This window comes from Polyangium spumosum (assembly GCF_009649845.1).
Classification (GTDB): Bacteria; Myxococcota_A; Polyangia; order Polyangiales; family Polyangiaceae; genus Polyangium; species Polyangium spumosum.
The window spans coordinates 139,380-151,989 of sequence record NZ_WJIE01000001.1; the positions used below are offsets into that span (position 1 = coordinate 139,380).

11 protein-coding genes are annotated in these 12,610 nt (G+C 70.3%); 5 read left to right on the forward strand and 6 right to left on the reverse strand.

Annotation, left to right across the window (positions count from 1 at the left end; genetic code table 11):
* Position 1: 1 nt before the first annotated feature.
* Positions 2 to 973 carry a sugar ABC transporter substrate-binding protein gene (locus GF068_RS00645; protein WP_338046143.1) on the reverse strand — a complete coding sequence of 324 codons (972 nt, stop codon included), beginning with the start codon at positions 971 to 973 and terminating at the stop codon, positions 2 to 4.
* Positions 974 to 1,020: 47 nt separating this feature from the next.
* On the opposite strand from GF068_RS00645, the gene GF068_RS00650 reads away from it, so the two are divergent.
* Positions 1,021 to 1,830: an inositol oxygenase family protein gene (locus GF068_RS00650; protein WP_153817353.1), complete on the forward strand. Its 810-nt coding sequence runs from the start codon at positions 1,021 to 1,023 to the stop codon at positions 1,828 to 1,830.
* Positions 1,831 to 1,840: 10 nt separating this feature from the next.
* Here GF068_RS00650 and GF068_RS00655 read toward each other — a convergent pair whose 3' ends face one another.
* The 5 genes from GF068_RS00655 to GF068_RS00675 all read right to left on the reverse strand — a co-directional run bounded on the left by GF068_RS00655 (position 1,841) and on the right by GF068_RS00675 (position 7,206).
* Positions 1,841 to 3,253, reverse strand: a complete 1,413-nt coding sequence (locus tag GF068_RS00655; RefSeq protein ID WP_170319234.1) for an FGGY family carbohydrate kinase — start codon at positions 3,251 to 3,253, stop codon at positions 1,841 to 1,843.
* Between the two features lie 53 nt (positions 3,254 to 3,306).
* A complete protein-coding gene (locus GF068_RS00660) occupies positions 3,307 to 5,544 on the reverse strand; it encodes a xanthine dehydrogenase family protein molybdopterin-binding subunit (RefSeq protein WP_153817355.1) in 2,238 nt (745 codons plus the stop codon).
* Complete coding sequence (locus tag GF068_RS00665) at positions 5,541 to 6,008, reverse strand: (2Fe-2S)-binding protein (protein ID WP_153817356.1); 468 nt, start codon at positions 6,006 to 6,008, stop codon at positions 5,541 to 5,543. Before GF068_RS00665 ends, GF068_RS00660 begins: the two co-directional genes overlap by 4 nt.
* Positions 6,005 to 6,649, reverse strand: a complete 645-nt coding sequence (locus GF068_RS00670) for an Isoquinoline 1-oxidoreductase subunit (protein ID WP_153817357.1) — start codon at positions 6,647 to 6,649, stop codon at positions 6,005 to 6,007. Before GF068_RS00670 ends, GF068_RS00665 begins: the two co-directional genes overlap by 4 nt.
* Positions 6,650 to 6,714: 65 nt before the next feature.
* Positions 6,715 to 7,206, reverse strand: coding sequence for a DsrE family protein (locus GF068_RS00675; protein WP_153817358.1), 492 nt, complete (start codon positions 7,204 to 7,206; stop codon positions 6,715 to 6,717).
* A 164-nt stretch (positions 7,207 to 7,370) separates the two neighbouring features.
* Between GF068_RS00675 and GF068_RS00680 the strand changes: the two genes are divergently transcribed.
* The 4 genes from GF068_RS00680 to GF068_RS00695 are packed head-to-tail and all read left to right on the forward strand — an operon-like array spanning position 7,371 to position 12,292.
* Positions 7,371 to 9,593 carry a GAF domain-containing sensor histidine kinase gene (locus GF068_RS00680; protein ID WP_153817359.1) on the forward strand — a complete coding sequence of 741 codons (2,223 nt, stop codon included), beginning with the start codon at positions 7,371 to 7,373 and terminating at the stop codon, positions 9,591 to 9,593.
* Positions 9,594 to 9,599: 6 nt separating this feature from the next.
* A complete protein-coding gene (locus tag GF068_RS00685; RefSeq protein WP_153817360.1) occupies positions 9,600 to 10,016 on the forward strand; it encodes a response regulator in 417 nt (138 codons plus the stop codon).
* Positions 10,013 to 11,494: an ATP-binding protein gene (locus tag GF068_RS00690; RefSeq protein WP_153817361.1), complete on the forward strand. Its 1,482-nt coding sequence runs from the start codon at positions 10,013 to 10,015 to the stop codon at positions 11,492 to 11,494. Before GF068_RS00685 ends, GF068_RS00690 begins: the two co-directional genes overlap by 4 nt.
* A gap of 60 nt (positions 11,495 to 11,554) precedes the next feature.
* Positions 11,555 to 12,292 carry a hypothetical protein gene (locus GF068_RS00695; protein ID WP_153817362.1) on the forward strand — a complete coding sequence of 246 codons (738 nt, stop codon included), beginning with the start codon at positions 11,555 to 11,557 and terminating at the stop codon, positions 12,290 to 12,292.
* Positions 12,293 to 12,610: the final 318 nt, after the last annotated feature.

Genomic DNA, 12,610 nt, shown 5'->3' on the forward strand with positions numbered 1-12,610 from the left:
GCTAACGAATACCTTTCTTGCTCGCGTCGATCACGGCCGCCGCGTTCTCCTTCGTGACGAACGACGGCCCCGTGGGGATGGCCTCCGCCGCGGGGAGCAAGCCGTTTCGCACGTACTGGTCGAGCAAGACGATCGAGAGATACCCCTGCAAGTATTGCTGCTGATCGATGGCGAACAGGATCTTCCCGTCGCGGATCGCCGCGAGGACGTCGGGCGAGAGGTCGAAGGTGGCGACCTTCACCTGGCCGAGCCGGCCCGATTGCGAGAGCCCCGCGAGGGCGGGGTGCACGCCGGGCGGGCCCAGCGTGAAAATGCCGTCCACCTCGGGCGTCGCCGCGGCGAGGATCTTCTGTTGTGTGTCCGTGGGGCTCGTGGCATTCACCGCGAGCACGCGGCCTGTGCCCCCCGCCTTCGTGAGCGCGTCGAGGAAGCCGCGGCAACGCTCGTCCTGGGAGATGTTGCCCACCTCGTGGTTCACGCAGATCGCGCGCCGCACGCCGGCGCTCGCCATACGCTCACCGCCGGCCTTGCCGGCGTCGTATTCGCTCTGTCCGACGTGCAGGAGCGCGCCCATCTCGCGCGCCTCGTCGCCGCCCGCGTTGATGGTGAGGACGGGGATCCCCGCGTCTCTGGCGGCGAGGAGCGAACGCGCGAGGGCGCTGGGATCCGGGACCGAGACGATGAGGCCGTCGGGCCTGCGGGCGACCTCGGCGTCGATGAGGCGGCTCATCGCGACCATGTCGAAGGTCTGGGGCGCCTGGTACGTGACTTTGGCGCCCATGTCCTTGGCCGCCCGGTCGATTCCGTTCTTCACCACCGACCAGAATGGATCGGAGGCCTGGCCGTGGGTGACGACGGCGAAGCGCGCTTCTCGCTTCGAATCACGCGTGGTCGCGCTCGCGCGCTCGCCCCTGCCGCAGGAAACGGCGAGGAGCGCGAGGAGGCAACCGAGGACCACCCATAACGCCCGCACGGGAGAATCCTAGCGCCGCCCCGACCTCCGCGCTATTGCCCCGAACGATGAGCGTGAGCGAGCACCTCGGACAGATCGAGAAGAAGGAAACCTCGGAGTTTCGCGATTACCGCGCGGAGGCGCGGCCGAGCGTCAAGGAGCTTTACCGGCTGAACCACGAGAACCAGACGCTCGCCTTCGTGCAGGAGAAGGAGCGCCGATACCTCGGCCTCGATCGCCGCCGGGCGGGCATGTGGGAGGTGCTCGAGAAACTCGATCGGCTGGTCGACGACAGCGATCCGGACACGGAGAGCTCGCAGATCGCGCACGCGCTCCAGTCCGCGGAGGCGGCGCGGCGCGACGATCAGCCGCCGTGGTTCGTCCTGACGGCCCTGATCCACGACGCCGGCAAGGTCCTTGCGCTCTGGGGCGAGCCGCAATGGGCCGTCGTGGGCGACACGTTCCCGGTGGGCTGCGCGTTCTCGGATCGGATCGTCTTCCCCGAGCTCTTCGCGAGGAACCCGGACCTGCAAAACCCGCGCTATCGCACGCCGTGTGGCATGTACGAGGAGGGCTGTGGGCTCTCCGAGGTCCACATGTCGTGGGGGCACGACGAGTACCTCTACCACGTGGTGAAGGAGTACCTCCCGATGGAGGCCCTGTACATGATCCGGTATCACTCGTTCTACGCGGCGCACCGCGAGGGCGCGTACGCGCACCTCATGAACGAGCAGGATCGGCGGATGATGGAGTGGGTGCGGCGGTTCAACCCGTACGATCTCTACTCGAAGGCCGACGCGCCGCCCGACGTGGCGAAGCTGCGTCCCTATTATCAGGAATTGATCGGAAAATACCTGCCGGCCGAGCTGCGCTGGTAGCCGTTCAACCTCACGAATACAGCCTCCGATAGAGCTCGATCTGCCGCTCCTTGGCCGCCCGAACCACCTCGGCGACCTCGGCCCGCGGCTCGAAGATCCGCGAAACGCGCGGCGCGAAAACGTCGAGGGCCCCCTTTCCGAGCGCCTCCAGCAAGAGCATCGCCGCGCCGCGCAGCGTCGCCTCCTCGCCCATGAGATACACGGGCGTTTGCATGGCATCCGCGAACATCTGGGCCCAATCGGGCGAGGCGTGGAGCGCGCCGCCTCCCGCATGAAGCGCGTCGCTGCCGCCGAGCGCGTCGTGGACCTGCGAGATCCGCAGGGCGACCGACTCGAAGAGCGCCTGGACGATGTCGAACGCGGTCGTGGACAGCCGCAACCCGTGCAACGTGGCCGTCGCGTCGGCGCGATACCCGGGGCTCCGCTCGCCCGCGAACATGGGCAATACGGTGAGCCCGTGCGCGAAGGGCTCGCGGAAGGCAAGCGGCTCCGCGTCGAGCTTCAAATGGGCGCGCGCCCAGGCGTGGACGTTGCCGCCTTCACTCGTCGCTCCCCCCACGAGCTCGCGCCGCTCGTCGAGACGATACGCCCACAACCCCTCGGGCACCTCGCCCGGCGGGACCTCGGCCATACGCAATTGCCGCAGCGCCGCCGTCGTGCCCACGGTGAGGGAGGTGCTCCGCGGCGATATCGCCCCGCCGCCGATATGCGCCGCCGCCCCGTCCCCGATGGCCAGGAAAAACGGCACGTCGCGCAGCGCCGGCCAGCGCTCGCCATGAGCGGACGCGAGGCCGACCTCAGCCTCGCGAAAATCGGCGAGGGCAGGGAGCCTCTCCGGGCCGAGCCCGAGGCGAGCGAGCCACTCCGCAGACCAGCTCCGGGAAGCGCGGTCGAAGAGGCCACTCCACGAGGCCACCGAATGGCTACACGGGACCTCCCGGCCGAACCACGCGCGATAGAGGTACGTGGCGAAATCCAGCCAGATCGCAGGCGCGGCCCCCCGCGCGCGGGCATACCAGCGCAGCCGCGCGGGATGATACGCGGTATGTAGCGGGCAGCCCGTCGCCTGGTACAGAGAGGCGATACCTCCCTCGGCGGCGAGAAGGGCGGCCTCGGGCGCCGGGCGCGTATCCGCGTAGGTGTAGACCGGGGTCACGGGCTGATTCTCCCCGTCCACGCCGAGCAGATTGCCCACGAACGTCGCGAGCGCGACGGCCTCGATCGGCGCCGCGTTCGTCAGGATCCGATCGACGCACCGCTCGACCATGCCCTGCAGGCGCCGCGCGTCCACCTCGGAGGTGCCGTCCGCGGCCACCGTGAACGAATACGCCTCGGCCGTCTCCGCGACGATCTGAGCGCTCCCGTCACAAATGGCGGCGCGCACGGACGAGCTGCCGACATCCACCACGAGGACGTGCGTCACCCGAGCCCCTTGCCACAAAGACGCCGAGCCAGGCAAGCCGAGCCGTGGACGATCTACGCCGAGAGCCCCCGCAAGAGCGGGATCTCTCGAATCCGCTTGCCCGTCAACACGAACACCGCATTCGCCAGCGCCGGCCCCACCGGCGGCACGCCTGGCTCGCCCACGCCGCACGGAGGCCCGTCGCTCGGCACGAGGTCCACGTGGATCTTCCGCGGCACCTCGCCGATCCGCGCGATACGCGCGTCCCGGAAGTTCGATTGCTCCGTCGCCCCGCCTTTCATGGTGATCCCGCCGAAGAGCGTATTGCTGATCCCCATCACCACCGAGCCCTCCATCTGCGCGCGCCCGCGGTCCTGGTTGACCACCGTGCCCGCATCCATGGAGATCCAGGCCTCGTCGACGCGGACCTTGTTCCGCGCGTCCGGCACGACGGCCAGCACGACGGCCGTGTACGTCACGAAGCTCCGATGCGCCGCGAGCCCGAACGCGCGGCCGTCCTTCTTGCGCGCGCTCCACCGCGAGGCCTCCGTGACCCGCTCGATCACGCGCCGGAGCCTGCCCGCGTCCACGGGGTGTTTTTCGAGCGTCTCGCCATAATTGGCGAGCTTCTCCACCCCGAGCTCGGCGAGCCCCAGCGTGCGCGGCGGCCCGATGAGCTCGAGCCACACGTCCCGCGGATCCGCGCCGCGCGCGTGCGCGATTTCATCCACCAGCGAGCCGATCCCGAAGGCGTGGAAGATGTTGTAGACCGATCGATACCAGCCGATCCGCGCGTGGGCCCTGGCCGGGCACGCCTCGGCGCGCACGTTCGGCACGTCGAGCGCGAGATCGAGCACGCCCTGCTGGAGGTCCGTGACGCCCGGCCTGTCGACGTCGCCGAAGGTCGAGGCGATCGGCGGGAAGGCCGTGCGATGGTGCCACGCGATCACCTTGCCCTTCTCATCGAGGCCCGCCCGGAAACGCTGCGCATTCACCGTGTTGTAATAGTCGTGCCGGACGTCGTCCTCGCGCGTCCATTGCACGCGCACCGGTACGCCCGCCTCGCGCGCGAGGAAGGCCGCCTCCGCGGAGAAGTCCGCCTTCGATTTTCGCCCGAACCCGCCGCCGAGCAAGGTCACGTGCACCGTGACCGCCTCCTCGCCGAGGCCGAGCAGCTTCGCCACCGTGCTCCGCGCGGCCTGCGGATGTTGCGTCGGCGCCCAGACCTCGCAGCGCCCGCCCCCGACCCGCGCGAGCGCGACCGGCGGCTCCATCGGCAAATGCGCGAGGTGCGGCACGACGTACTCCGCCTCGACGATCCGCGCGGCCTTCTTGAAGGCCGCGTCGACGTCGCCGAGCGCGCGGTACGGCGTCCCCGCCGCGCGCACGGAGGCGAGCAATTCGTCGCGATACACCCTCGAGTCGTATTTCTCGTTTTCGCCCCCGTCCCAGGTGATGTCGAGCGCCTCGCGCCCGCGCATCGCGGCCCACGTGTTCTCCGCGAGCACCGCGATCCCGCCCCACGTCTGGAAGCCATAAGGACGCGCCGCCGCGGGCATCTCGATCACCCGCTTGACGCCCGGGATCTTCGTTGCGCGGGACGCGTCGTACCTCGCGACCTTCCCCCCGACCACCGGCGGCCGCGCGATCACCGCGATCAGCATGTCCGGCAGCCCGAGATCGGCCCCGAACCCGGCTGTGCCCGTCACGTACGCGGGCCCGTCGACGAGCGGCAGCTTCGGGTTCTTCAAGAGCGAGAGCTCGTCCCGAGGCCGCACCTTCACGCCCTCGGGCTTCGGCACGGGCCATTTCGCCGCCGCCTCCGAGAGCTCGCCGAAGCCGAGGGAGCGCTTCGTGGGCACGTGGAGCACCACGTGCCCGCGCGCCTCGCAGGTCTCCGGCTTCACCTTCCATTTCGCCGCCGCGGCGGCGACGAGCATCGTGCGCGCGGTCGCGCCGACGAGGCGGAGGTTGTCGTAAAACTTCCGGATGCTGCTCGATCCATCGGTGTTCTGATCGCCGTACTTCCTGTCGCCGACGGCCTGCCGGATGACGACGCGCCCCATGTCCGCGCCGAGCTCCTCGGCGATGAGCACGGGAATCGTGCTCCGCACGCCCTGGCCCATCTCGGAGCGATGACAGACGATGGTCACGGTCCCGTCCGGCGCCACGTGCACGAACGGGTTCGGGTCGAGCCCCGGCGGCTTCTTTTCGTCGCCGAGCGCTGGCAGCCCGATCGCGAGCCCGGCCAAAGACAGGTTCAGCCCGACGAGGAAATCGCGCCGGGTCACGCGCACGACCTCCCGGCTCATCGCTCGCCCTCCGGCATCCCGGCCGCCTTCTTGATCGCCGCGCGGATCCGCGAATAGGTGCCGCACCGGCAGAGGTTCCCGGCCATCGATTGATCGATCTCGTCGTCCGAGGGCCTGGGCTTCGCCTTCAGCAAGGCCGCCGCGGTCATGATCTGCCCGGCCTGGCAAAACCCGCATTGGGGCACCCCGAGCTCGACCCACGCCCGCTGCAAGGGGTGGCTCCCGTCCGGCGACAGCCCTTCGATCGTGGTGACCGCTCTCCCGTCGGCGCGGCGGACCGGCGTCACGCACGCGCGCACGACCTCTCCGTCGAGGTGCACCGTGCACGAGCCGCAGAGCGCCTGGCCGCAGCCGTACTTCGTCCCGGTCAACCCGAGCACGTCGCGCAGGGCCCAGAGCAGGGGCATCTCGGGGTCGACGTCGAGCGCCTTTTCGACGCCGTTCACGCGAATACGCACGCTCATGGTCTCGCCCCCTCCGCGGGGCATTCGGCCCCCGTCTCCGCCCACGCCGCGACGATCGCGCCGAACTGCGGCTGCGTCCCCGGGACCGGCTCGCGGTCCGCCCCCGGGTGCCATCCCCAGCCGACGAGCGCGTCATGCGTGTTGTGCTCGACGATCTCGGCGAGCGTCTTCCCGCCGTTCCGCTTCGGATCCTTCATCTGCTCGCAGATCTCGCGCGCCGATTTCCCGACCCAGGCCATCTCGAGCGGCGCGAGGTGCCACTGCGGCGCGCCGGGCACGCGCGTGAGCTCCTGGTTCCTGTCCTGATGGCAGCTCGTGCATTCCATCCCGACCACGCCGTGGTTGTCGGGCCCGCGCACGGCCGGCGGGTCGTGGAGCTGCATGTTCATCCCCTGATGCGGGACGTCGCCGTTCGGATGGCAGTTCACGCAGCGCGGATGCATGAGCACGCGGCTCGCCTCGAGGAACAGGGCCCGAGAGCGCTCGCGTGTGTCCGTGATGCCCGCGAAGTCGGCCGGCGCGCGGAGCTCGTTCGGCGCGACCTTCCGGAGCGCCGCCGGGCCCTTGGACGCGCCTGCATTCGGGTTCCCGCACCCGACCACCACGAGGGCCGCCGCGAGAGGCAGGAGCCGCTGGAGCATGCGGGTCAGTAAGCACGGATGCCACGAGCGGGCAAGCGGGCGCGTGTGGGGAAAACCGGCGGGGCTCAGTAATCGATGACCTGATCCGCCTGCAGAATGGTCTCCGCGAGCTGCCGCGGCGTCGGCAGCCGCGCGCCTTGCCGCAGGTTGGCCGTCGTCAGGCCGGCGTTCTCGGCGCAATGCGGGCAGAGCAGCACGCTGCCGCCCGCCTTCACGAAGCGATTGTAACGGTCCGCGATCGTCTGCTTGCCCATGCCCCAGCCGAGCTGGTTCGGGACACGGGTATCGGCCAGGCGCACGCCCTCGAGGTCGAGGAACAACGTCACGCGGGCGCCCCCCTCCTGCAGCGCCTGCGCCAGGTCGAGCGACATCGCCACGGCGTGCAGGTCCCCCGCGTCCTTCGTCAGGTGCACGACGACCTGCCTCTGCGGACGGGCGGCCTGCGCGCCTCGTGGCGCCGGCGGCGCCTGCTGCGTCTGCGCCTCGAGGCTCCCTGGCGAGAGCCCGAGCGTGGCGACGGCCAGGAGCGGGATCACGACCTTCATGGTTCTCTTCATGGTCTCCTCCCCGACCACGACGACACGCAAGAAGGGAACCAGATGCCGCCGACGCCGCGCGTGTCATCCACGCGCGCCCGCCTCCTCATCCCGCCTGAACCGCCCAATCAGGAACCTCCCGGGTTGTCCCGGCCCTCGCCGCCCGCCTACCTTGACGCTCCCCCATGCTCGAGCTCGACCTCGAGGCCAAGGTCCGCGCGCTCGAGGCCTTCGCGCGCCGCGCCTCGCTCCTCCAGAAGATCACCGCCGCCCTCGCCCGCGCCGCCACCGTCCAGCAGATCGGCGACGTCGTCACCGCCCATGGCCACGAGCTCTTCGGCGCCACCTCCTCGCTCGTGTACCTGCTCGACGAGCGCCGGCAGTTCGTCGAGCTCGCCTCCGTCGCCGGCGCCACGTCCGAGCGCTTCGAGCGCTTCCGCCGCGTGCCCCTCGACGCCGACGTCCCGCTCACCCACGCCGTTCGCCGCGGCGAGGCCGTCTGGCTCGCCGGCCACGCCGACGTCGCCGCGGTCTTCCCCGCCGCCGCCGCCCTGCCTCGCGGGCAGGCGCGCCTCGAAGGTGTCGTCGCCATCCCCCTCTGCACGACCACCACGATCATCGGCGGCATCGCCTTCAGCTTCTACGGCGACGTCCCGACCTTCGACTCCGTCACGCGTGACTTCTTCTCGACCGTCTGCACCCAGTGTGGCCTCGCCATCGAGCGGGCCTTCTCCTTCGAGGCCGAGAGGCGCGCCCGCGAGGCCCTGCAGAAGCAGCAGGAGCGCCTCGCCGTGCTCGCCCAGGCCGCCGAGCGCCTCTCCTCGACCCTCGCGTCGCGCCACGCCCTCGCCGAGCTCGCCAAGCTCGTCGTCCCGCGCCTCGCCGACTGGTGCGCCATCGACGAGCTCGCGCCCGACGGCAGCATCCGCCGCCTCGCGGTCGAGCACAAGGATCCACAGAAGGTCGCGCTCGCCCACGAGCTCGTGAAGAAGTACCCGCCGAACCCGGACGCCCCGCACGGCGTGCCCCGCGTCCTGCGCACGGGCGAGACCGAGTGGATGCCCGAGATCCCCGACGAGCTGCTCGTCGCGACCTCGACCGACGAGGAGCAGCTCGCCATGGCGCGCTCGCTCGGCCTCACCTCGTACGCCATCGTCCCGCTCTTCACGCGGGGCCGCGTCATCGGCGCCCTCACCCTCGTCAGCGAGGGGCCGCGGCGCCTCGACGAGGAGGACCTCGCCTTCGCCGAGCACCTCGCGCGCCGCTCCGCCCTCGCGCTCGACAACGCCCGCCTCTACGAGGCCGCCGAGGCGGCGCGCAAGGAGCTACACGACCTCTTCATGGAGGCGCCCGCGGGCATCTGCATCCTGCGCGGCGAGGATCTGCGCTTCGAGCTCGCCAACCGGCCGTATCTCCGCCTCGCGTCGAGGACGAACGTCGTCGGCAAGACCGTCCGCGAGGTCTTCCCCGAGCTCGAGGGCCAGGGGATCCTCGAGATCCTCGACCGCGTCCACGCGACGGGCGCGACCTACGTCGCCTCCGAGCTCTCGGTCCGGCTCGACGCGGGTGACGGCCGGGGCCCCACGGAGCGCCTGTACAACATCGTCTACCAGGCCATCCGCGACGCCCACGGCGCCATCGGCGGCGTCGCCGTCTACGCGATCGAGGTGACCGATCAGGTGCAAGCGCGGCGGCGCGTCGAGGCGCTCGCCGCGTCGCTCGCCGAGACGAACCGCGAGCTCGATCAGTTCGCGTACATCACCTCGCACGACCTCAAGGCCCCGCTCCGCGCGATCGGCAGCCTCGCCGAGTGGATCGAGGAGGACCTCGGCCCGGCGATGACCGACGACGCGCGCGAGAAGATGTCCCTCTTGCGGGGCCGCGTGTGCCGCATGGAGGGGCTCATCCAGGGCCTGCTCGACTTCTCGCGCGCCGGCCGTTCGAAGGCGAGCCGCGAGCGCGTCGACGTCGGCCGGCTCTTGACCGAGGTCGTGGAGATGCTCGCGCCGCGGCCTCCGGCCGCCGTGATCCTCGGCGAGGGGCTGCCGACGTTCGACGCCGAGCGGCTCGCGCTCGAGCAGGTGTTCACGAACCTCATCGGCAACGCGCTCAAGCACGCGGGCAGGCCGGACGTGGAGGTGCGCGTCGGGGCGCGCGACCTCGGCGACACGTGGGAGTTTTTCGTGCGCGACGATGGCCCGGGCATCGCGCCTGAGTTCCACGAGCGTGTCTGGGGCATCTTCCAGACGCTCGAGGCGCGCGACAAGGTGGAGAGCACCGGCATCGGGCTTGCGATCGTCAAGAAGATCGTCGAAGGTCGAGGCGGTCACGTGCGCATCGAGTCGGCCCTGGGAGAAGGCGCGTGTTTGTTCTTCACCTGGCCGAAGCACGAGGCGACGAGAGCCTGAGGGCTGATGGATAACCGCGAGCTCCACATCCTGCTGGTCGACGACGACGAGGTCGACGTCATGACCGTGAAGCGGGCCTTCCAGAAGAACCGGCTGACGAACCCGATCCACGTGGCGACGAACGGCATCGAGGCGCTCGCGAAGCTACGCGACGGATCGATCGCCGGGCGGCGCTTGCTCGTGCTGCTCGACCTCAACATGCCCAGGATGAACGGCATCGAGCTACTGCGTGAGCTCCGCGCCGATCCCGCGCTCGTGTCGACGTCGGTCGTCGTGTTGACGACCTCCAACGAGGACCGCGACAAGGTCGAGGCCTACCGCCTCAACGTCGCGGGTTACCTCCTCAAGCCGGTGCAGTTCGCCGACTTCGTCGACGTGATGGCGACGCTGAACAAGTACTGGACCCTGGTCGAGATGCCGTGACCAAACGCGAGGGGTCGATGCGGCTTTGCGTCCTCCTGGTGGACGACGACGTCGTCGACCGCATGGCGATCGTGCGCGCGCTCGGCAAGGCCGACCCGGCGATCGAGGTGCACGAGGCCACGTCGGCGAACGCGGCGCTGGAGAAGCTCCGCCGCGGCCTCTTCGACTGCGTGATCTCGGACCTCGACATGCCGGGGCGCGACGGCGCCTGGTTGCTCGCGGCGATCCGGCAGGAGGAGATCGACGTCCCATTCGTGGTGCTCACGGGCCAGGGTGACGAGCAGACGGCCGTCGCGCTGATGAAGGCGGGCGCCGCCGATTATCTGGTGAAGGGCGCGGACGCGGGCAGCCGGCTCGGGCACATCGTGCGGCACGTGGTGCGCGTGTCTCGGGCCGAGCGAGAGGCGCGGCTCGCGCACGAGCGGCTCGCGCTCTCGCTCTCGGCGACGGGCCTCGGCATCTGGGACTGGGATCCGCGCACGAACGAGCTGCGCTGCGACGCGCGCTGCAAGGAGCTCTTTGGCCTGCCGGCGGAGGCGCCGCTCGGCTTCGAGCAGGCGCGCGCCGCGATCCACCCGGACGACCTCGCGCCCTGGATCGCGACGTTCACGGCGGCGCTCGAGCCGGGCGCCGGAGGGGGCCGCTACGAGCTCGAGCATCGCCTCGTGGGCCTCGTCGACGGGCAGGAGCGCTGGGTGCGCGTCTCGGGCCGGGTCGTCTTCCAGGAAGGGAAGGCAGTCCGCGTGGTGGGGGCGCTGCTCGACGTGACGGCGCGGCGGCGGGAGGTGGAGCTCGCGCGGCGGCGGCTGGAGTTCGAGCAGCAGCTCATGGGCATCGTGAGCCACGACCTGCGCAACCCGATCGCGGCCATGGTGACGGGGGCGGTGATCCTGCGGCGAGCCTTGCCGGAGGGATCACCGCTGACGAAGACAGCGGCGCGGGTGGCGTCGAGCGGGGAGCGGGCGACGCGGCTGATCCGGGACCTGCTCGATTTCACGCAAGCGCGGACGGGGACGGGGATCCCGGTGGCGCGGCGCGAGTCGGACATCCACGCGACGTGCAAGCAGGTGGTGGACGAGATCGTGCTGGCGCACGCGGGCCGGCAGATCGTGCACCATGCGGAGGGCGAGGGGCAGGGAATCTGGGACCCGGACCGAATCTCGCAAGTGGTGGACAACCTGACGCGCAACGCGGTGACCTACAGCCCGCCCGGGAGCGTGGTGACGATCTGGAGCCGGGACCTCGGCGAGCGAGTGCGGGTGGAGGTGCACAACGAGGGGACGCCGATCCCCGCGGAGGTGTTACCGACGCTGTTCGAGCCCTACAAGCGGGGCGACCACAAGCACGACCCGGATCGGAGCATCGGGCTCGGGCTGTTCATCGTGAAGGAAATCGTGAGCGCACACGGCGGCGAGGTGACGGTGCGCTCGACGGCGTGCGAGGGGACGACGTTCGTCGTGGATTTGCCGAAGGGCTGACGGCGGGGGGTTCCTTTCGGGCTTGCGGGGTAGGATCGACCACCTGTACCGTTCGTTCGCATGAAATACCTGTCCCTCGCGGCCTTGAAGGTCGCGTTTGCTGATCTGTTCAGCGAGAGACACCCTGCGCTGGTCCTGTCCGGCGCGGGCAAGACGTACGAGCCGATCTTGCTGGCGAAGAAGCAGCAGATCGACGCGCTGCCGGGCACCTTGACGGGGAGCAAGCCGCTGGCAGAGGAGATCGCGGAGGCCGACGACATGCACGACGGCTTCGGCGGGGCGATCTGGCACATGGCAGAGGCATACGCGCGCTGGCCCAAGGCGCCGGAGCACGTACGGGCGGCAGCGTTGCGGGTGCGGGCGGCGATCATTCCGGAGCTCGACAATCTTCAGGCGTCCTACGTGGAGGAGGTCCACGCGGCGATCGAGAACCGGAAGAAGATCGAGGGTCTGAAGACGGACCTGCAGCTCATCCCGGTCGCGGAGGGGCTGACGTTGCTCGACTGGGCGGAGGGCTACGTGGGCACGGCCGAGCAAATCGGGACGCTGCTGAGCCAGCGCGCGGACGCGGATACGGGCGCGCGTCGGGACGCCGGGCGGATCCGGACGGCGGCGCTGGCAGTCCTGGGCCGCTTCCGAGGCGCGCTCAACGACGAGGTCTCGGTGAACCTTGCGCTGCCGCGGGACCTGGAGGCGCAGGTCTTTGGTTTGTTCGACCAGCTCGCGCAGATGCGCGCCGACGCGCTGGCAAACAAGAAGGGCCCCCCAGGCGGCTCACCCCCCCCGCAATCCCCCTGACAATGCCCTCCGGGTCCGCTCGATCGGGCACCGAAGGTATCGGCATCATCCCCGCGCGCGATCGATCGGGCATCGGGGCGGTCGGCACCATCCCCCCTGGCCGATCGATCGGGCATCGGGGTGGTCGGTTTCATCCCCCCTGGCCGATCGATCGGGCGGCGGGGAGGTCGATTTCATGCCGACGTGGGAGCGATCGGGCGGCGGGGGGATCGGTTTCATGGGGGATGCCCGATCGATCGGGGGGCGGAGGCATCGGTATCCTGTTGGTGTGGGAGCGATCGGACGGCGGGGGGGTCGGCTTGTCCAGAAGGCATGGGT

What these genes read in the sequence shown, in the direction of transcription:
- GF068_RS00650 (WP_153817353.1), top strand. Translation starts at nt 1,021, where the DNA reads ATGAGCGTGAGCGAGCACCTCGGACAGATCGAGAAGAAGGAAACCTCG.
- GF068_RS00660 (WP_153817355.1), bottom strand. Translation starts at nt 5,544, where the DNA reads ATGAGCCGGGAGGTCGTGCGCGTGACCCGGCGCGATTTCCTCGTCGGG.
- GF068_RS00665 (WP_153817356.1), bottom strand. Translation starts at nt 6,008, where the DNA reads ATGAGCGTGCGTATTCGCGTGAACGGCGTCGAAAAGGCGCTCGACGTC.
- GF068_RS00670 (WP_153817357.1), bottom strand. Translation starts at nt 6,649, where the DNA reads ATGCTCCAGCGGCTCCTGCCTCTCGCGGCGGCCCTCGTGGTGGTCGGG.
- GF068_RS00675 (WP_153817358.1), bottom strand. Translation starts at nt 7,206, where the DNA reads ATGAAGAGAACCATGAAGGTCGTGATCCCGCTCCTGGCCGTCGCCACG.
- GF068_RS00680 (WP_153817359.1), top strand. Translation starts at nt 7,371, where the DNA reads ATGCTCGAGCTCGACCTCGAGGCCAAGGTCCGCGCGCTCGAGGCCTTC.
- GF068_RS00685 (WP_153817360.1), top strand. Translation starts at nt 9,600, where the DNA reads ATGGATAACCGCGAGCTCCACATCCTGCTGGTCGACGACGACGAGGTC.
- GF068_RS00695 (WP_153817362.1), top strand. Translation starts at nt 11,555, where the DNA reads ATGAAATACCTGTCCCTCGCGGCCTTGAAGGTCGCGTTTGCTGATCTG.